Source organism: Streptomyces sp. DH10 (assembly GCF_029813805.1).
GTDB classification, from domain to species: domain Bacteria; phylum Actinomycetota; class Actinomycetes; order Streptomycetales; family Streptomycetaceae; genus Streptomyces; species Streptomyces coeruleofuscus.
Genome location: NZ_JARVKU010000025.1, coordinates 1 through 19,132, shown reverse-complemented (window position 1 = coordinate 19,132; position 19,132 = coordinate 1). Strand labels below are relative to the sequence as shown.

19 protein-coding genes and 1 pseudogene are annotated in these 19,132 nt (G+C 73.1%); 15 read left to right on the top strand and 5 right to left on the bottom strand.

The features are described from left to right. The first annotated feature begins 30 nt into the window (after nt 1-30). The 5 genes and pseudogenes from QC385_RS36450 (at nt 31) to QC385_RS36435 (ending at nt 5,568) form a co-directional block, all read left to right on the top strand. Nucleotides 31-1,332, top strand: coding sequence for an MFS transporter (locus tag QC385_RS36450; protein ID WP_279545676.1), 1,302 nt, complete (start codon nt 31-33; stop codon nt 1,330-1,332). After that, entirely contained in the window at nt 1,329-2,303 is a 975-nt protein-coding gene (locus tag QC385_RS36445; protein ID WP_279545675.1) for an alpha/beta hydrolase, read from the top strand. The genes QC385_RS36450 and QC385_RS36445 overlap by 4 nt, the downstream gene beginning before the upstream one ends. Before the next feature lie 153 nt (nt 2,304-2,456). Then, nucleotides 2,457-2,759 (top strand): annotated as a pseudogene (locus tag QC385_RS44375) (helix-turn-helix domain-containing protein); the annotation flags it as partial. A gap of 378 nt (nt 2,760-3,137) precedes the next feature. Continuing rightward, nucleotides 3,138-4,301 (top strand): helix-turn-helix domain-containing protein, encoded by a 1,164-nt coding sequence (locus QC385_RS44370; RefSeq protein ID WP_443033082.1) that lies wholly within the window; start codon nt 3,138-3,140, stop codon nt 4,299-4,301. A gap of 76 nt (nt 4,302-4,377) precedes the next feature. Beyond that, complete coding sequence (locus QC385_RS36435; protein WP_279545674.1) at nt 4,378-5,568, top strand: CaiB/BaiF CoA transferase family protein; 1,191 nt, start codon at nt 4,378-4,380, stop codon at nt 5,566-5,568. A gap of 18 nt (nt 5,569-5,586) precedes the next feature. Here QC385_RS36435 and QC385_RS36430 read toward each other — a convergent pair whose 3' ends face one another. Beyond that, a complete protein-coding gene (locus QC385_RS36430) occupies nt 5,587-6,564 on the bottom strand; it encodes a TerC family protein (RefSeq protein ID WP_279545673.1) in 978 nt (325 codons plus the stop codon). Nucleotides 6,565-6,648: 84 nt separating this feature from the next. Continuing rightward, a complete protein-coding gene (locus QC385_RS36425) occupies nt 6,649-7,293 on the bottom strand; it encodes a phosphoribosyltransferase (protein WP_279545672.1) in 645 nt (214 codons plus the stop codon). Between the two features lie 270 nt (nt 7,294-7,563). On the opposite strand from QC385_RS36425, the gene QC385_RS36420 reads away from it, so the two are divergent. Both QC385_RS36420 and QC385_RS36415 read left to right on the top strand, forming a co-directional pair. After that, nucleotides 7,564-8,808, top strand: a complete 1,245-nt coding sequence (locus QC385_RS36420; protein ID WP_279545671.1) for a polysaccharide pyruvyl transferase family protein — start codon at nt 7,564-7,566, stop codon at nt 8,806-8,808. 36 nt (nt 8,809-8,844) lie between these two features. Continuing rightward, nucleotides 8,845-10,284 (top strand): FAD-dependent oxidoreductase, encoded by a 1,440-nt coding sequence (locus tag QC385_RS36415; protein ID WP_279545670.1) that lies wholly within the window; start codon nt 8,845-8,847, stop codon nt 10,282-10,284. A 12-nt stretch (nt 10,285-10,296) separates the two neighbouring features. Here QC385_RS36415 and QC385_RS36410 read toward each other — a convergent pair whose 3' ends face one another. Further along, the gene (locus tag QC385_RS36410; RefSeq protein ID WP_279545669.1) at nt 10,297-10,953 is read right to left on the bottom strand and encodes a dienelactone hydrolase family protein; all 657 of its coding nucleotides are present in this window, start codon (nt 10,951-10,953) and stop codon (nt 10,297-10,299) included. A gap of 171 nt (nt 10,954-11,124) precedes the next feature. Between QC385_RS36410 and QC385_RS36405 the strand changes: the two genes are divergently transcribed. From QC385_RS36405 to QC385_RS36390, 4 genes are read left to right on the top strand one after another with little or no spacing between them, the layout of a single operon-like run. Further along, nucleotides 11,125-12,105 (top strand): GlxA family transcriptional regulator, encoded by a 981-nt coding sequence (locus QC385_RS36405; RefSeq protein WP_279545668.1) that lies wholly within the window; start codon nt 11,125-11,127, stop codon nt 12,103-12,105. Nucleotides 12,106-12,142: 37 nt separating this feature from the next. Beyond that, entirely contained in the window at nt 12,143-12,745 is a 603-nt protein-coding gene (locus QC385_RS36400; RefSeq protein ID WP_279545667.1) for a DJ-1/PfpI family protein, read from the top strand. A 55-nt stretch (nt 12,746-12,800) separates the two neighbouring features. After that, nucleotides 12,801-13,256: an archease gene (locus QC385_RS36395; RefSeq protein ID WP_279545666.1), complete on the top strand. Its 456-nt coding sequence runs from the start codon at nt 12,801-12,803 to the stop codon at nt 13,254-13,256. 33 nt (nt 13,257-13,289) lie between these two features. Continuing rightward, nucleotides 13,290-14,396: a CapA family protein gene (locus QC385_RS36390; protein ID WP_279545665.1), complete on the top strand. Its 1,107-nt coding sequence runs from the start codon at nt 13,290-13,292 to the stop codon at nt 14,394-14,396. A 116-nt stretch (nt 14,397-14,512) separates the two neighbouring features. Here QC385_RS36390 and QC385_RS36385 read toward each other — a convergent pair whose 3' ends face one another. After that, a complete protein-coding gene (locus QC385_RS36385) occupies nt 14,513-15,532 on the bottom strand; it encodes a sigma-70 family RNA polymerase sigma factor (RefSeq protein ID WP_279545664.1) in 1,020 nt (339 codons plus the stop codon). A 100-nt stretch (nt 15,533-15,632) separates the two neighbouring features. Here QC385_RS36385 and QC385_RS36380 point away from each other — a divergent pair, with 100 nt between their 5' ends. Next, a complete protein-coding gene (locus QC385_RS36380) occupies nt 15,633-16,085 on the top strand; it encodes a YbhB/YbcL family Raf kinase inhibitor-like protein (RefSeq protein WP_279545663.1) in 453 nt (150 codons plus the stop codon). 155 nt (nt 16,086-16,240) lie between these two features. After that, nucleotides 16,241-17,503 (top strand): MFS transporter, encoded by a 1,263-nt coding sequence (locus tag QC385_RS36375; protein WP_279545662.1) that lies wholly within the window; start codon nt 16,241-16,243, stop codon nt 17,501-17,503. A gap of 64 nt (nt 17,504-17,567) precedes the next feature. On the opposite strand, the gene QC385_RS36370 is transcribed toward QC385_RS36375, so the two are convergent. Next, the gene (locus QC385_RS36370; RefSeq protein ID WP_279545661.1) at nt 17,568-17,996 is read right to left on the bottom strand and encodes a VOC family protein; all 429 of its coding nucleotides are present in this window, start codon (nt 17,994-17,996) and stop codon (nt 17,568-17,570) included. A 271-nt stretch (nt 17,997-18,267) separates the two neighbouring features. On the opposite strand from QC385_RS36370, the gene QC385_RS36365 reads away from it, so the two are divergent. Beyond that, the gene (locus tag QC385_RS36365; protein WP_279545660.1) at nt 18,268-18,642 is read left to right on the top strand and encodes an SH3 domain-containing protein; all 375 of its coding nucleotides are present in this window, start codon (nt 18,268-18,270) and stop codon (nt 18,640-18,642) included. A gap of 61 nt (nt 18,643-18,703) precedes the next feature. Beyond that, on the top strand, nt 18,704-19,078 hold the full coding sequence (locus QC385_RS36360; protein WP_279545659.1) for a peptidase M23: 375 nt from the start codon (nt 18,704-18,706) through the stop codon (nt 19,076-19,078). The last annotated feature ends 54 nt before the right edge of the window (nt 19,079-19,132 follow it).

The window sequence follows — 19,132 nt, the reverse complement described above, 5'->3', positions numbered from 1 at the left end:
ACCGCCCGGCCATGGCGTGGACTTCGGTCCATGACGGATCACGATCAGCGGCAGCCTACAGCGGACCCGGGCGCGAGTCCCCGGGTGATCCTGGCCCTGGCGCTCGTCTGCGGCGCGGCCGTGGGCAATGTCTACTTTCCCCAGGCCCTCAGCCCGCTGATCGCGTCCGGGCTGCGCGTCTCGCCCGACGCGGCCGCCGGCGTCGTCACCGCGACGCAGTTCGGCTACGCGGCCGGGATCTGTCTGCTCGTCCCGCTCGGCGACCGCCTGCCGTACCGCCCGCTGCTGGTCACACTCCTCACGCTGACCGGCCTCGGGCTGTTCGCGGCGAGCGCCGCGCCGGGGCTGGTGCCGTTGGCCTGCGCCAGTGCCCTGGTGGGGGTGACGACGGTGGTGGCACCGCTCGCCGGCCCGCTGGCGGCCGGCCTGGTGCCTCAGGAGCGGCGTGGTGTCACCGGCGGCACCCTGCTGAGCGGCTCCCTCGCGGGCATGCTGCTGTCGCGCACCGTCGCCGGCGCGCTCGGCGACTGGCTGGGCTGGCGGGCGCCGTACGTCCTGGCCGCCGTGCTGTCCCTGGCGGTGGCCGCCCTGTCCGCGCGCCTGCTTCCGCTGACGTCCCCGCCCTCCTCCCAGGGCTACTGCGCGCTCCTGGCCGAGCCGCCGCGGCTGCTGCGCACGGAGCCCGCTCTGCGCCGCTCCTGTCTGTACCAGGCCCTGGTGTTCGCGGGCTTCTCCGCGGTGTGGACGGGTATGGCGCTGCTGCTCACCGGGCCGGTGTACGGCATGGGGACGGGAGCCGTGGGACTGCTCGCACTGGTCAACGCGGTGACGATGGTGTGCACGCCGGTCGCGGGCCGCCAGGTCGACCGGCGGGGGCCGGACGCGGTCAACCGGGTGTGCTTCCTGGTCGTGGGCGTCTCGGCCGCCGTACTGGCGCTCGGCGGGGCCGGTGGTGCGGCGGGGGTGGCGGCCCTGGTCGTGGGCACGCTGCTGCTCGACGTCGGCATGCAGTCCGGGATGGTCGCCAACACGGTACGGATCCAGGCGCTGCGCGCCGAGGTGCGCAGCCGGCTCACCACCGCCTTCATGACCTGTGCGTATCTTGGTGGCGCCGTCGGCTCGTGGCTGGGCATGCGTGCGTACGGCCGCTTCGGGTGGCTGGGGGTGTGCGCGCTGGTCGCGGCGCTCACGGCCGTGGCCCTCGCCCGCCACCGGGGCGGCACCCGCCGTACGGCGGGGAGGTTCCGCCGGACGGCGGCGCCCGGGTCCGGCACGACGGGACAGATCATGGCAGCACGAGCCGCCGCGACCTCACACGAGGAGACGTCATGACGCATGTTCCGCCCCCGTTCGACCCGGAACTCGCCGGAGCGCTGGAACTGATCAAGGACATGATCAGCCCGGGGCTCACCCTGGACGAGATCGCCGAGGTGCGCCAGGGCCCGGGGATACAGATGCTGGCCGATCTGGACCTGACGATGGGCGGAGCATTCGAGGTGGAGGACCGGCAGGTGCCCGGGCCGCAGGGTGAACCCGACATCTCGCTGCTGATCTGCCGGCCGACCGCTCCGGCGCGCGCCGGGGCACGGCCCGTCATCTACCACGTGCACGGCGGCGGCATGGTCATCGGGAACAGCCGGGTGGGCGTCGACGTCCCGCTGGCGTGGGCGCAGGCGCTGGACGCGGTGGTGGTGTCCGTGGAGTACCGGCTGGCGCCGGAGCATCCGTATCCCGCGCCGATCGAGGACGTGTACGCCGGGCTGCTGTGGACGGCGGACCACGCCGCCGAGCTCGGTGCCGACCCCGAGCGGATCGTCATCGCGGGTGCCAGCGCGGGCGGCGGGCTGTGCGCGGCCCTGGCCCTGCTCACGCGGGACCGCAAGGGGCCGCAGCCGATCGGGCAGGTCCTGATGTGCCCGATGCTCGACGACCGCAACGACACGCCGTCGACCTACCAGATGGCGGGCCTCGGGGTGTGGGACCGCACCGCCAACGAGACCGGCTGGACCGCGCTGCTCGGCTCGCGGCGCGGCGGCCCCGACGTACCGGCGTACGCGGCTCCGGCCCGTGCCGAGGACCTGTCCGGACTGCCCCCGGCGTTCCTCGACGTCGGCTCCGCGGAGACCTTCCGCGACGAGGTCGTCGCCTACGCCTCCCGCATCTGGCAGGCCGGCGGCGTGGCGGAGCTGCACGTGTGGCCCGGCGGTTTCCACGGCTTCGACGGCTTCGCACCTCAGGCGGCGCTCTCCCAGTCGGCGCGGGCGGCGCATGTCGGCTGGCTGCGGAGGCTGCTGAGCGCGTGACGCGCGGGGAGTCCGGCAGGCAGCCGGGGAAGCGCCCGCCGCTCGCCCTGGCTCCACTCCGGCTCCTGCCGCACGGGCCCGGCTGACCGTCCCCAGCGGCTGCGCTGCGGCATGCCGGGTCCGCTCGGCGGCCGCATGCCGCACCATGGGCCTATGAAAGAGCTGGCCGGGCGCCTGACCGCGCTCGATCCGGATGCCGGTGCGGCTGTCCGGGTCATCGCCTACTTCGACCGTCTGGCCGAGTCCAGGGCCGGTGTGGAGGCACTCGTACGCGGTGCCGCCGTACTGGCCGGCTGCCCGGCCCGGCTGGTGGACCCCGAACGGCGCGTGCACGTCCGCGTGGAGCCCGACGGCACGAGGCGAGACACCGAGGCGCCACCCGACCCCACGTGGCCGTCCGCCCGCCTGACCCCGAACGCCACGGCGGCACTGTGGCTGGAGCGGGCCGGGGCGGCGCATGAGGTGGACGACACCGCCCGCGCGGGGGCGGCGCCAGGGGGCGCGGAGGCTGCCTCTGGCGGACCCGCGCCGGGCGCCGAGAAGGCTGCTCCTGCCGGGTCGGCGCCGGACAGAGTGGACGCTGCCGGGGCTGAATCCGGCGTGGTCGACATCGGCCGGGCCGGTACACCGCCCTACACCCTGGCCACGAATTATGCCGAGACCACGTCCGCCACCGCGATCCCCGCCCCGATCGGGTCGGCCCCGGGCGGCGCGGACCCCGACCGCGCCAGGCCTGGACCCGTCGTCACCGACACCGACCATGCCAGGACACCGCCCCACACCCTGGACACGAACCATGCCGAGACCACGTCCGCCACCGCGAACCCCGCCCCTATCGGGTCGGCCCCGGGCGGCGCGGACCCCGACCGCGCCAGGCCTGGACCCGTCGTCACCGACACCGACCATGCCAGGACACCGCCCTACACCCTGGCCACGAACCATGCCGGGACCGCCTCCGCCGCCGCGAACCCCGCCCCTATCGGGTCGGCCCCGGGCGGCGCGGACCCCGACCGCCTCAGGCCTGGACCCGTCGTCACCGACACCGACCATGCCGGTACACCGGCTCACGCCCTGGCCACAAACCATGCCGGGACCGCCTCCGCCGCCGCGAACCCCGCCCCTGCCGGGTCGGCCCCGGGCGGCGCGGACCCCGACCGCCCGAGGACCGCGCCCCGCGTCATGAGCGCGGCCCCTGGCGGATCGGCGGCAGGCGCCGTGGACGCGGACCGTGTCAGGGCGGCTGCTGGCGTGGTCGACACCGACCGGGGCGGGGTGATGTCCCGCGTCGGCCGAGTCGGGCCCGTCCGGGTCGCGCCCAGCGTCGTCGACGCGGTGATTCTCGAGCGTGCCGCCGGTGCCATACGGCTCGTTCTCGACCGCACGCGCGGGCGGGCCCCGGCCGACGATCCGGCGCTGGTCGAGACCCTCCTCGACGGCACGGCCCCGGAACCGGCCCGGCTGCATGCCGCTCGCCGCCTCGGCCTGGATCCCACGGTCCCTGCCCGGGCTCTCGCCCCGCTGAACGACCGGCCACGAGTCGTACCCGCCGGAGCGGAGGCCGGTGCGGTCGGACGGCTCGGCGTCGGGCCCGCCGTTCCCGTGCTGGAGCTGCCCCGGTCGTGGGCCGAGGCACGTACCGCCGTGCGTTTCACCGCCGAGGGCACGCCGCAGGACCCCGGGCCGCGGGTCGTGTACGCCGACGAGCTGGGCGGCATCGCCCTCCTCGCCGATCTCGTCGTACCGGGTGCCGAACCGCCGCCCGACGTCCGTGCCCTGGAGACGGCCGCGGCGACCACCCCCTGGCTGCCGGCGACGCTGCACGCGGTCGCGTACACGGCGAGCTTGCGGGCGGCCGCCGCCGAGATCAACGTCCACCACTCGACGCTCCAGGACCGGCTGGCCCACGCCGAGCACGTGCTCGGCTGGCCGGTGCGCACCCCGCAGGGCCGGCTCCGGCTGCAACTGGCGCTGGCGATGCGGCAGCTGGCCCGAGCTTAGGGATCCTCAGCCGCCGCCGTCCTGCTGGGAGAGACTGTCCGGGCGCCGTCCGGTACGAGGTTCAGGAGCATGAGGCATGAGCGTGCAGCGGTATCCCCTGGCCGGGGTCACGGTGGTCAGCCTGGAGCAGGCCGTGGCCGCGCCCTACGCCACCCGGCAGCTCGCCGACCTCGGCGCCCGTGTGATCAAGGTGGAGCGGCCGGGCGGCGGCGACTTCGCCCGCCGGTACGACACGACCGTGCACGGCCACTCCAGCTACTTCGTGTGGCTCAACCGGTCCAAGGAGTCCCTCACGCTGGACCTCAAGGATCCGCGGGGCCGCGAGATCCTGCACGAACTCCTCGACGGCGCCGACGTGTTCGTACAGAACCTCGCCCCGGGCGCCGCCGGCCGCCTCGGCCTGGACGCCGCCACCGTCACCAGCCGCCGCCCCGGTCTGATCCCGTGCACGATATCCGGCTGGGGCACGACCGGCCCCTGGGCCGACCGCAAGGCCTACGACCTGCTCGTGCAGTGCCAGACCGGTCTGGTGTCCCTGACGGGAACCCCGGAGGGGACCGCCCGGACCGGGATCTCCGTCGCCGACATCGCCGCCGGGATGTACGCGTACAGCGGCGTCCTCACGGCCCTGTACACCCGCGCCGTCACCGGCGAGGCCCACCCGGTGGAGGTGTCCCTGTTCGAGGCGCTGGCGGAGTGGATGGGCCAGCCCGCCTACTACACCCGGCACGGCGGCACCCAGCCCCCGCGCCTCGGCACCCAGCACGCCACGATCGCGCCGTACGGGACGTACGAGGCCGCCGACGGCAAGGAGGTGCTGTTCTCCATCCAGAACGAGCGCGAGTGGGCGGCCCTGTGCGCCGAGTTCCTCGGCCGGCCGGAGCTGGTCGGCGACGCGCGCTTCGCCACCGCCTCCGGCCGCGTCGCCCACCGGGAGGAGCTCAGCACGATCGTCGCGGCCCGCATCGCCCGTTCCGGCTCGGAGGAGATCCTCAAGGACCTGGAGGCCATCGGCATCGCCTGTGCCGGGGTCAACGACGTCGCCGCGTTCCTGGACCACCCGGTGCTGGCAGCCCGCGGCCGCTGGACCGAGGTCGGGGTGCCGGGGGCAACGGTGGAGGCCCTGCTCCCGCCGGCCGACCTCGCGGGCCTGCCCGCCCGGATGGATCCCGTGCCGGCGGTCGGTGAGCACACCGGGTCGATCCTCGCCGAGCTGGGCCGCACCGAGGAGGAGGTGGCGGCCCTGCGCGCGGACGGCGTCGTCTGACGCCCCGGTGGGGAGAACCTAGCGGGACCCGGTGACCCGCTCCGTCGCCTCGGCCTCCTGCTTCTTCGAGGCGCGCAGGCTCGTGATCGTGGTGACGGCCAGCACCAGCACGATGAAGGTCAGCGAGAAGGGGATGCTGATCTCGGGCACGTGGACGCCCGACTCGTGCAGGGCGTGCAGCACCAGCTTCACGCCGATGAAGCCGAGGATGATCGACAGGCCGTAGGAGAGGTGGACCAGCTTCTTCAGCAGGCCGCCGATGAGGAAGTACAGCTGGCGCAGGCCCATCAGGGCGAAGGCGTTGGCCGTGAACACGATGTAGGGGTCCTGCGTCAGCCCGTAGATCGCGGGGATGGAGTCCAGGGCGAACAGCACGTCCGTGGAGCCGATCGCGAGCATCACGACCAGCATCGGGGTCATGATCCGCTTGCCGTTCTCGGTGATGAACAGCTTGGTGCCGTGGTAGCGGTCGGCCACCCCGAAGCGCTGCTCCGCCATCTTCAGCAGCTTGTTCTCCTGGTACTCCTCCTCGTGATCCTGCTTGCGGGCGTCCTGGATCAGCTTCCACGCGGTCCAGATCAGGAAGGCGCCGAAGAGGTAGAACACCCAGGAGAAGGCGGTGATGATCGCCGCGCCGGCCGCGATGAAACCGGCCCGCAGCACCAGGGCCATCAGGACGCCGACCATCAGCACCCGCTGCTGGTACTGCGAGGGCACCGCGAACTTCCCCATGATCAGGACGAACACGAAGAGGTTGTCGACGCTCAGCGACTTCTCGGTGATGTAACCGGCGAAGAACTCACCCGTGGGTCCGCTCCCACCGAAGTACCACAGCCCCAGCCCGAACAGCACGGCCAGGACGATCCACACCACCGTCCACGTCCCGGCTTCCTTGACGGACACGTCGTGTGGCTTGCGGCCGACGAAGAAGTCGACGGCGACGAGCAGGCACAGAGCTGCCACGGTCAGCAGCCACACGGAAAGCGAGACGTTCACTGGTGCTCCTGTTACAGGTGTGGGGATGGGACATCGTTGTCCGTCGTGGCTGATTTCCGCCACACCTGAAAGGTGAACACTTGGTCACAGCTGGGCGTGCAGGGCTTCCAGGACGTCCCGGTCCGTCAACTGGTCGAAGTTCTCGTACCAGAGGCCCACGGCCATGAACGCGGCCGGCTGGTGCAGGCAGATCACCTCGTCGGCCTCGGCGCTCATCAGCTCGGCCGCCTCCGGGGAGCACACCGGCGCGGCCAGCACCACCCGTTCGGGCTCCTGACGGCGGACGAATCGCAGCGCGGCCCGGGCCGTGGAACCGGTCGCCAGGCCGTCGTCCACCACGATCACGGTTCGTCCCCGCAGGTCGGGGGCGGGGCGGCCCTGCCGGTACAGCGCCTCGCGGCGACGCAGTTCGGCGCGCTCCCGCTCGATGACGGGCTCGAGCGCCGCCTCGCGGAGGCCCAGGTGACGCATGGCGTCCTCGTCGAGGAGCGGCACCTCGTCCCCGGCCATCGCGCCGACGCCGAGCTCCTCCTGGAAGGGCGCGCCGATCTTCCGTACGACGAGCACGTCGAGCGGGGCGTCCAGCGCCTCGGCGACCTCCCGCGCCACGGCGACCCCGCCGCGGGGCAGAGCGAGGACAAGGGGATCGGGCAGCGCCCCCTCGCGTTGCCGTACGCGCAGTGTTTCGGCCAGTTCCCCGCCGGCCTGCCGGCGATCACGGAACCGCATGACGGTCACCTCTGCTTCCCGCACGGAGAGGGCCCTCGGCCGGTCCGGCTCCCGCGTACCCCCCGCCCACCGGACGATGCACACCTCGCCTACCGGACAATGCACACCTTCCGGACCTCCGTCACACTCGGAACGCGGGGTGTTTCCGGGCGTGCGGCGCAGGCAACCCGGGACCGTGCGCACGCACGAACCGTACGTACGGCACGGCCCCCTCCGCACGACCGGCACACCAGGCCACTGAGCAGAGTCCGACGCGACGGGAGCACCCGGATGACCACTGCCCCTTCTCATCCGCTGACCGCCCGGCCGGGCCCGCGCATCGGCGTGCTGGGTTCGTACGGCGGCTTCAACATCGGCGACGAGTCGATCCTGACCTGTGTCCTGCACTGTCTGCGCGCCCAGCGGCCCGAGGCCCGGCTGGTCGTCTTCAGCCGGAACGCCGAGCACACCCGGGTGCATCATCCGACCGCCGACGAGGTGGTGGACTGGGAGGGCGTCAGCCGCAACCACGTCCTGGACGCGCTGGCCTCGCTGGACATGCTGGTCCTGGGCGGCGGCGGGCTCCTCTTCGACGGTGAGGCACGCCGCTATCTGCGCCTCGTCCGGGCCGCCCAGGAGCGCGGCATCCGTACCTTCGCCTACGCCATCGGCGCCGGCCCGCTGCGCGAGGCCGACGACCGGGAGGCCGTGCGCACGGTGCTGGCCGACATGGACGACGTCGTCGTGCGGGACGAGGAGTCCAAGCTGGTGCTGGAGGAGGTCGGTGTCGAGCGCGACGTCGTCGTCACCGCCGATCCGGCGCTGCTGCTGGAGCCGGAGCCGTTCACCGACGAGATGATGCGCCACGAGGGTGTGCCCACCGAATCGCGTCTGGTGGGGATGTCGGTGCGGGAGCCGGGACGGGCGGCCGAGAAGCTGGACGAGGGCGACTACCACGCGCTGCTCGCCGACGTCGCCGACTTCCTCGTCCGCCGGCTGGACGCGCACGTGGTGTTCCTGCCGATGGAACGGCACGACGTGCGGCACGCGCACGCCGTGCTGTCCCACATGACCGCTCCCGACAAGGGGCGGATCCTGCACGGCTCGTACAGCCCGGGGCAGGTTCTGGGTTTCATGCGACACCTGGACCTGGCGGTCGGCATGCGGCTGCACTTCGTGATCTTCGCGGCGCTCTCCGGGCTGCCGGTGCTGCCACTGCCCTACTCCGGCAAGGTCTTCGACTTCGCACGCCGGATGGGGGCTCCGGCCCTGGTGGGCGTGGCACGGGAGCAGGCCGGGCTGCTGCTGGCGGAGGTGGACCGCCTGTGGGACGAATACCCGGAGCGCCGGGAGGAGCTGCACTCCCGTGTCCAGGACCTGTCCACGCAGGCGCTGGAGACCTGCGCCCGCTGCGGAGTCCTGCTGGACGAGGTCGACGGCGGCATCGAGACGGCCGTCGACACCGCTCCCCTTCTGGACCCCCAGGCAGAACCACCGAATCCGCCCACTGCCGAACCCCGTCCGCTGGGCGTGTGACGCCGACGCCGAGGCCCCGCCCGCGGGAGGACACCGATGCCGATCCTGCAAGAACCGCGCGAGCCCCGCACGGTCACCCTGCCCGAACGGCCCGCCCAGCACGGCGGCCGGACGCAGGTCCTGGTGGTCGGCGGCGGCCCGGCCGGGTTCGCCGCCGCGGTCGCGGCGGCCGACGCCGGGGCCGAGGTCGTCCTGGTGGAGCGCTACGGCTTCCTCGGCGGCAACGCGACCGCGGCCCTGGTCATGCCGCTGATGTCGTTCCACAACGAGCACAAACAGGCCACGTTCACCGAGTCCGGGGACGAGGCCCGGCTGCTGCCCACCGACCACGGCGAGGGCGAGCCGGTCGTCCAGGGCGTGCTGTGGCACCTGCTGGACCGGCTCATGGGGCGCGGCGGCTGTCTTAAGCCCTCCCCGAGGACCGGATACACGGTTCCCTTCGACCCGGAGCTCTTCAAGCTGGTCCTGCTCGAGATGATGGACGAGGCGGGCGTGCGGATGCTGTTCCACGCCTTCGCCTCCACCGCGCTGCGCCTGGACGACGGCTGGCGGGTGGTGTTCGAGACCAAGTCGGGGCCGGTGGTGATCGACGCCGACGTGGTCGTGGACGGCACGGGCGACGGCGACGTCGCGGCGGCCTGCGGGGCGCCGTACGAGATCGGCCGGCCGGAGGACGGGCTGGTGCAGCCGATGACGCTGATGTTCCGGGTCGCGGACTTCGCGCGGCCCGACTTCGCGGAGTACGTGCGGGAGCACCCCGACCAGTGGCGCGGGGTGCACGGTCTGTGGGACCTGGTCGAGGAGGCCCGGGCCGACGGTGATCTGCGGCTGCCGCGCGAGGACATCCTGTTCTTCGCGACGCCGCATCCGCGCGAGGTCAGCGTCAACAGCACCCGCGTGAACAGGGTGCTCGGCACCAGCGTGTGGGACCTGACCCGGGCCGAGTACACCGCCCGGCGCCAGCTCGCGGAGATCGACCGCTTCCTGCGCACCAGGGTGCCCGGCTTCGAGGAGTCGTACGTGGCGCAGAGCGGCACCCACATCGGCGTCCGGGAGACCCGGCGGGTCATCGGCGACTACCACCTCACCGGTCACGACATCCTGGCCGCCCGGCGCTTCCCGGACGTCGTCGCGCACGGCGCCTACCCGGTCGACATCCACAACCCGCGCGGCTCCGGAACGGTCCTGAAGCGGGTGCCCGCGGGCAGCTTCTACGACATCCCGCTGCGCTGCCTCGTGCCGAAGGACACGGAGCGGCTGCTGGTGGCGGGCCGCTGCATCTCGGGGACGCACGTGGCGCACTCCTCGTACCGGGTCATGCCGATCGCGATGGCGACCGGGCAGGCCGCCGGCGTGTGCGCCGCGCTGACCGTGCGTCACGGGCACGGTCCGCGGGGTGTGCCGTACCGGCTCGTGCAGCGGGAACTGCTGCGGCAGGGCGCCCGGTTGCGCATCGATCTGCCGGTGACCGGCTGACGCGGGCCGCCGTCAGCCCGCCGCGGTCCTCAGCTGGTCGTGGCACCACTGCCGGGCCACCTCGGTGACCTGGCCGAGCGCGCCCGACTCCTCGAACAGATGCGTGGCGCCGGGCACCACGTGGAGGGTGTGCGGGACGTGCAGCCGCCGGGCCGCTTCCTCGTTGAGCCGCAGCACCTGCTGGTCCCGGCCGCCCACGATCAGCAGGACCGGAGCCCGGACGGCGTCCAGGGCGTCGCCCGCGAGGTCGGGCCGCCCGCCGCGCGAGACGACCGCCGGCACCCGGTCGGGGCGTTCGGCCGCCGCGACCAGGGCCGCGGCCGCGCCGGTGCTGGCGCCGAACAGGACGACGGGCAGGCGCTGAGTGCCGGGCGACTGTGCCAGCCAGTCGATGGCGGCCACCAGCCGGCGGCCCAGCAGGGGGATGTCGAAACGGAGTTCGGCGGTGCGGACGTCCAGCCGCTCCTCCTCCTCGGTGAGCAGGTCGATCAGCAGGGTGCCGAGTCCGGCGGTGCGCAGGCCGGCGGCGACCTCGCGGTTGCGGGGGCTGTGCCGGGAGCTGCCGCTGCCGTGCGCGAACAGCACGACCGCGCGGGCGGCCGACGGCACGGTCAGATCGCCGGTCAGCGCGGCACCGTCGGCGGGCACGGTGACCGTCTGGGAGATCATCGGAGGCCTCCTCTCCCCCAATTACCGGGTATCCGGGGCGGATCGCACCACGGTTGCCCGGTCCTTCCGCCCGGCTACCCACACTTCGGCAGCCGTCCCGTCTCCCGCGTGGCGCGATCTGTGGGATGTGTGTCGTTGACGCCATGCCGAGGGCCGGAGGAGCGTGGAGGCGTGACCGATCGCCGTATCGTCTTCGTCGTCTTCGACGGCTTCCAGCCGCTCGACCTCACCGGCCCGCACGAGGTGTTCCGCAGCGCGGGCGACGACTACGCCTGTGAGGTCGTGGCGCCCCGTGCGGGGCCGGTCAGGTCGGGCAGCGGGCTACTCGTGCACGCCGAGCACGGCGTGGCGGACCTCGGCCCGGCCGGGATCGACACGCTGGTGGTGGTCGGCGGCCGGGGTGTCGACCGGGCCCGGCAGGACGAGGCGCTGGTCTCCTGGATCGCCGCCGCGGCGGCCGGTGCCCGGCGCGTGGCCTCGGTGTGCAGCGGGGTGTTCCTGCTGGCGGCGGCGGGGCTGCTGGACGGACGCCGGGTCACCACGCACTGGGCCCGCGAGGAGCAGCTGGTCCGGGAACACCCCGAGGTGCGGGTGGACTGCGAACCGATCTTCGTCCGGGACGGGCGGGTGTGGACGTCGGCCGGTGTGACGGCCGGTATGGATCTGGCGCTCGCCCTGGTGGAGGACGACCTGGGCCGGGACGTCGCGCACGCGGTGGCCCGGCAGCTGGTGCTGTTCCTGCGCCGGCAGGGCGGCCAGTCGCAGTTCAGTGTGGCGTTGTGGTCGCGGCAGCCGGCGACGGACCCGGTGCGGGCCGCCGTCGCCGCGATCCACGCCGATCCGGGCGCCCGGCACGACATCGCCGCGCTCTCCGCGCACGCCGGGCTCAGTCCACGGCACCTCCAGCGCCGCTTCACCGCCGAACTGGGCGTGCCACCGGCCGCCTACGTGGAGCGGGTGCGCGTCGAGGCGGCGCAGCTCGCCCTCACCGAGGGCGACGAACCGGTCGAGGCCATCGCCCGCCGCTACGGCTTCGCCACCGCGGAGACCCTGCGCCGCACGTTCCACCGCCGGCTCGGCATCGCGCCGTCGGACTACCGCGCCCGTTTCCGCTCCACGGCCGAACCCGCCGACGCGCACCACGTCACGTAGCAACGCTCACCCAAGTCTCACAGAAAGGGGAACCCGTATGACGACATACGGCCTGCTGGTCTTCGAGGACGCCGAGGAGCTCGACTTCGTGGGGCCCTGGGAAGTCTTCACGGTCTCCGCCATGCTCCGCGACGGCGCCGACTCGGCCGTGCTCGTCGCCGAGCACCCCGGCCCCGTGCGCTGCAACAAGGGCCTGCGCGTCCTGCCCGACCACACCCTCGACGACCACCCGCCGCTGGACGTGCTGCACGTCCCGGGCGGCCGGGGCGCGCGGGAGGCGCAGCTGCACAACCCGGTGGTCACCGACTGGATCGGGAAGACGGCGGAGCGGGCCGCGTGGGTGCACGGCGTGTGCACCGGCACGTTCCTGCTGCACGCCGCGGGTACCGCACGTGGGCGGCGGGTGGCCACGCACTGGAGCCAGGAGGACGCCCTCGAGGCACGCGGCGACGTGACGGTCGTCCGGGACGTCCGCTACGTCGTGGACGGCAACCTGGTCACCAGCCAGGGCGTCTCGGCCGGTATCGACAGCGCGTTGTGGCTGGTGGGGCGGCTGCACGGCCGGGACCACGCGCGGGCGGTGCGGCGCTACATCCAGTACGACCCGGCGCCGCCGTACCTCGCGGACGAGCCCGTCTGATCCACCGGCGGGCCGGTCACTGCATGGCTGGGGCAGCCTCGGGCAGTCGATGTTCATGGGCGGTGACAGGGGCGACGACGGGCAGGGACGGCAGGCGGGCGAGTGCGGGCACCGGGCGGTGCCGCATCCGGAGCACATCCGGATCGAGGCGTGGGCGGCGTGCCGGGAGCACTGTCTGGCGGAAGCCGTCCTGGCGATGGTGGAGTGCTTCGCGGACGTCTCCGGAGTGCGTCCGACCGCCGTGGACCGGGTGCGGCTGGCCGAGGCCAGCGACGACGACCTGCTCGCCTCACTGCTGGACGAGATCATCTTCCGGCTGGAGGAGTACGGCCAGGTGCCGGTCGACGTGGAGGCGGACGAGGCGGACGGCGGCCTGGACGTACGGCTGGCGGTCACCGGCCTCGAGGACGTGGAGATCACCGGGGCGGTCCCGAGGGCGGTGGCGTGGGACGAGCTGCGGATCGGGCCGGGACCGTACGGGTGGTCGTGCGCGGTGACGGTCGACGCCTGACCCCGCCGTCCGGGGTGCCCCTACCGTGGAGGTGTGGGCGGCGGCGTCGTGACGCTGTTCCTGTGCGGTGACGTGATGCTCGGGCGCGGCGTCGACCAGATTCTGGCGCACCCCGGTGATCCGGCACTGCGGGAGGCGTACGTCGAGGACGCACGGTCCTACGTCCGGCTGGCTGAGTCGGCGCACGGCCCGGTGCCGGCGCCCGTCGATCCGTCCTGGCCGTGGGGCGAGGCGCTGCGGGTGCTGGACGAGGCCGCCCCGGACGCCCGGATCGTGAACCTGGAGACGTCGGTGACGTCCGGCGACACGTTCGCCCCGGACAAGGAGATCCACTACCGGATGCACCCGGCCAACCTGCCCGCCCTGGCCGTGGCCCGGCCCGACGTGACCGTCCTCGCCAACAACCACGTCCTGGACTTCGGCCGCCCGGGCCTGCTGGAGACCCTGGACACGCTGGCCCGGGCGGGGCTGCGGACGGCGGGGGCGGGACGTGCCGCCGAGCAGGCGTACGCACCCGCCGAGGTCCCCCTCCCGGGCGGCCGCCGGCTGCTGGTCCTCGCCCTCGGGGTGCGCTCCAGCGGCATCCCGCCCGGCTGGGCGGCGACGGCGGACCGGCCCGGTGTGGCGTACGTGCCCGAACTCTCGCCCGCCGTGGCCGACTCCGTGCTGCGGCACGTGCGGCGGGCCCGCCGGGCCGGTGACCTGACGCTCGTGTCCGTGCACTGGGGCACGAACTGGGGGTTCCGCGTGCCCCGCGTACAGGTCCGTTTCGCGCACACCCTGGTGGACGGCGGGGTCGACGTCGTCCACGGCCACTCCTCGCACCACCCCCGCCCGCTGGAGGTGTACCGGGACCGGCTGATCCTGTACGGCTGCGGCGACTTCGTCGACGACTACGAGGGCATCACCGGCTACGAGGAGTACCGCGACGACCTGCGGTTGGCGTTCCTCGCCTCGGTCGAGGCGGACAGCGGGCGGCTGGCGGGGCTGCGCATGGTTCCGCTGCGGGCGCGCCGGATGCGGCTGGAGCCCGCGTCCCGGGCGGACCGCGCGTGGCTGCGGACGACGCTCGACCGGATCAGCGGCGGGGTGGGGGTGACGCTGGAGCCGGACGGCTCGCTGGCGGTGACGCGCGGATGAACCGGTGGAACGGGTGGAACCGGATGGAACCGGTGGCGACTCGGTCTGCCGGTCCGGCAGCTCCGCATGTGCCCGCAGACCGGTCCCTGTCCGGCATCACCCCATGAGCCGGGAAGTCAGCCCGCCCAAGCCACCAGCCGCTCCCGGTTCTCCGGCGCCCGCAGCCGGGCGAGGGACTGCTTCTCCAGCTGGCGTACCCGCTCGCGGGTCAGGCCGACGCGGCGGGCGACCTCCTCGCGGGTGCGGGTGTGGCCGTCGTGCAGGCCGTAACGGAGGCTGAGGATCATGGCCTCGCGGGGCGCCAGCGTACCGACGGCCTCGCGCAGTTCCTCGGCGAGGGCCTGGTACTCGGCCACCTCCGGAGCCTGGAGCACCTCGGTGTCGGGGATGAGGTCGCCGACCACGGTCTCGCCGGTCTCGTCCACGGGCGTGTCGAGGCTGACGGCCTCCCGGCCGACGCGGCGCAGCCAGCCGATCCTGTCGGCGGCGAGGCCGCTCTCCCGGGCCACCTCCTCGATGCTCGGTTCCCGTTCCAGGTCCAGTCGCAGACGCCGTTCGATCTTGGCCACCTTCTGGAGCTGCTCGACGACGTGCATCGGCAGCCGCACGGTGCGCGCGTGCGCGGCCAGGCCCCGCTCGATCGCCTGGCGTATCCACCAGGTCGCGTACGTGGAGAACTTGAAGCCCTTGGTGTGGTCGAACTTCTCCACGGCCCGGATCAGCCCCAGATTGCCCTCCTGGATGACGTCCAGCAGGGGCAGCCCGCGGTGGGCGTGCCGTTTGGCCATCGACACGACGAGCCGGAGGTTGGCCCGGACCATGTGGTCCTTGGCGGCCTGCCCGTCCCGGGCGGCCTCCTCCAGCTCCCGGCGCCGCTCCGGCGAGAGATCGAGTTCACCGGCGTCGGCCTGCTCCAGTTCCTCCAGCGCCCGCACGCCGGCCTGCATCCGCCGCGCCAGCCGGACCTCGTCCTCCGCCGTGAGCAGCGGTGTCGCCGCGATCTGCGTGAGGTACTGGCCGAGGAGGTCGGGTTCCTCGTCCGGTTCGGGGATGCGGTTGCGCAGCCGTGCGGTGCGCGCGGGGGCACGGCGGTCCTCCCGGGGCTGTGCCGCTGAGTCTTCTGCCAGGGGAGACATCCTCGTGATCCTCCATCCCCTATCTCCGACGGCTCACGGGTACCCGAGGCGATCGGTCCCGAACCGCATGTCCGGGTCCCGCGGGGGTACTCCGGGGCGCATGACCGGCATCGAACTGCGCAGCGACGCGTTCAACGACCACTCCTTCATCGCGCGCCGGTACGCGTACGAGGGACCGAACGTCTCTCCGCCGCTGACCTGGAGCGGCGTACCGGACGACGCGGCCGAACTGGTCCTGCTCTGCGAGGATCCCGACGCCCCGTCGGGCACTTTCGCGCACTGGGTCGTGGTCGGCATCGACCCGCACAGCGACGGCGTCGAGGCCGGGCACTGCCCACCGGGCGGCACGGAACTCGTGAACGGCTACGGGCAGCACGGCTGGGGCGGTCCGCATCCCCCGCCCGGGGACGACGCCCACCACTACCTCTTCCGGCTCTACGCCTTGTCCGAACCGTGCGTCCTGCCCGACGCGCCCCGCGCGGACCAGGTGCACGAGGAGGTCGAGAAGCGCCGCATCGCGGACGGCACGCTGGTGGGGCTCTACCAGCGCTGAGACGGCTTACGGGTTGACCGCCCGTGCCTTCGTGTCACAACGGTTGGTTGTGGCTCGGGTGACGGACGGTTGTTTGCCCGGGCGTCCCGGTCCCCGCTTGGATGGCTGCCGGTCAACACCGGGTTGTCCGCGGGAGCTGGGAGTGTGCGCCGGGTATGGCGGGCAGGCGGTCGCTGGGGCGGCGGTTCGGATGGTTGTGGGGCGCGTACGCGGTCAGCACGGCCGGCACCTGGCTCGCGTTCGACGCCTTCGCGCTGATGGCGGTCCTGGTGCTGGACGCGGGACCGACGCAGGTGTCGCTGCTGGCCGCGGTGGGACCGGCGGTCGGCGCGGCCGTGTCGGTGCCGCTCGGGCCGTGGGTGGAGGTCCGCCGCAAACGGCCGGTGATGATCGCGACGGACCTGTTCCGGTGCGCGGTGCTGCTGAGCATCCCCGTGGCGTACGCCCTCGGCCGGCTGGGCTTCGGCCAGCTGCTGCTGGTGTCGGTGGTCGTCGCGGCGTCCGACATCACTTTCAACGCGGCGGCCGGGGCGTTCCTGAAGGGGCTGGTGCCGCGGCGGGACCTGCTCGTCGCGAACGGGCGGTTCGAGGCGACGTCCTGGACGGCCAGCATGGTCGGGCCGCCGCTGGGCGGTGCCGCGATCGGGCTGTTCGGTCCGGTGACGACCGTGGTGGCCGACGCGGTGAGCTATCTGCTCTCGGCGTTCGGTCTCCGGGCGATCGGCGGCCAGGAGAAACTCCCGGTGCGGTCCGCGTCCGGCTCCACCCGGCCCCGGGCGGGCGACCTGCTCGACGGCTGGCGGTACATCCTGGCCGACCCGGCGCTGCGCCCGCTCTTCTTCAACACGGTCCTCGCCAACTCCCTGATCATGGCGGCCTCTCCCCCGCTCATGGTCCTGATGGTCGATGATCTGCGCTTCGCCCCCTGGCAGTACGCGCTCGCCTTCGCGGTGCCCTGCACGGGCGGTCTGCTCGGGTCGCGCCTGGCACCACGGCTCGTCACGCGATTCGGACGGCACCGGGTCATGCTCGGCGCGGGGGCGCTGCGGGCGTGCTGGTCGCTCGGGCTGGCCTTCACCGGCCCCGGTGCGGCCGGGCTGGCGCTGGTCATGATGGTCGAGTTCGGGCTGATCACCTGCTGTGCCGTGTTCAACCCGGTGTTCGCCACGTACCGCCTCGAACGGACCCCTGCGGACCGGGTCATCCGCACCCTGTCCGCCTGGTCGGCCACCGGCAAGGCCACCACGGCGGCCGTGACCGCCCTGTGGGGCCTGCTGGCCCACCTGACCGGCCCCCGTACGGCCATCGCCCTCGCCGGCGTCCTTCTCCTCTTCACCCCCGCCCTGCTCCCCCGCCGCGACCACACACCGGACACCGGCCCCGAGCCGGCTCCCCTGGCACTCAAGGACGGCGGCTGAACGCCCCGATCGGCCGGGCCGGGGGCGGGAGCGGCGTCGCCCCCGACCCCCGGCCCGGACCGGATCAGACGGCCCCGGGCACGTCCTCCGTGACGCCGTTCAGCGGCGAGGACGGGTCTGTGCCGTACGGACGGGTGAGGATCTCCAGGCCGTGGCCCGCCGGGTCGAGGAAGTACACGCCCCGGCCGCCGTCGTTGCGGTTGATCTTGCGCGGGTGGTTGCCGTGCGGGTCGGCCTGGATGGGGACCCGGGCCGCGACGAGCCGGGCGAGGGCCTCGTCGAACTCGTCCTCGGAGACGAGGAACGCGTAGTGCTGCATGGGGATGTCGGCGTCGATGGTGAGGAAGTCCAGCGTGACACCGTTGGCGGTCGTCACCGGCAGGAACACCCCGGCCGGTGCCCCGACCTCCAGACCCAGGATCTCCGCGAGGAAACGAGCGGACTTCTCCCGGTCACGGGACAGGACGATGGTGTGATTGAACTCGACTGACACGGTTGAATGCCTCCACGGGCATCTCCGCGGCGCCTCCATGCCTCACCCGGACGGTGACCGGCACGCGATGCCGCGCGGAGGATCGTAGGCAGACCTGGCCGTGCTCGTCGAGCGGTTTTCGGCCGTATCGCGCCGCCCACGCCCGGCGGTCCAAGTACCCTCGCCCGTACCCCTGTTGTCCCGCACGACCCTGACAACTGTCAGGGACCGCGTCACCCCCGCTCTCCCTACAGTTCTGAGCGTCGGCCACACCTCAGGGGGAACTCGACACATGTCCACTCGCATCTTCGCCAGGGCCGCGCTCGTCGGCGCCGGGACGCTCGCACTGCTCGGCCCGCTCACCGCGGGGACGGCAGCCGCCTCCGCCACCGGTGAGGCGGGCACCGCCCGCGTCATGGCCGCGCCGTACGCGGTCGTACCGTACGAGAACGTCAACGTCCGCTACGGGCCGGGCACTTCCTACGGAATCCTCGCCACCGTCCAGGCGGGCCAGCCGCTCGGCGCCTACTGCTGGACCCGCGGTGAGCGCATCACCGACAACGGCTACAGCAACGACGTCTGGGTGAAGCTCCTCGAGGGCTACGTCAGCGCCGTGTACCTCAAGGGCAACGAGTACGGCAACCTGCCCGCCTCGGCGCGCTGCTGACCCGGATCATGACCACTTCCGGCCACACCATCCTCACCATCGTCCTACGGGGGACAGACACATGAAGCGAATGATCAGCCGTACCGCCCTGGGCCTCGCCGTGACCGCACTCGCCGTCGGCGGCCTCGCCACCACGGCCCAGGCGGCACCGGCCGTCGCCAACGGCGGCGACCCGACCCTCACCGACGTCTACATCTGGGCCACCGACGTCAACCTGCGCCAGCAGCCGACCACCAACTCGCCGCGGCTCGCAGTCCGTTCGCAGTGGTGGGCGGACGCCATCTGCCAGAAGCAGGGCCAGACCGTGCACGACCCGGCCGTCGGCACGAACAACTGGTGGACCGCCGTCATGGAGCTCTCGGGCAGCGACGTCGCCTGGGTGAACAACCTGTACATCCGGGGCGGCCAGAAGATCGCCGGCGTTCCGGACTGCTGACGCACCGTCCACTCCCCACGCCCGCGGCGGGCCACCGGAGAGATCGGGTGGCCC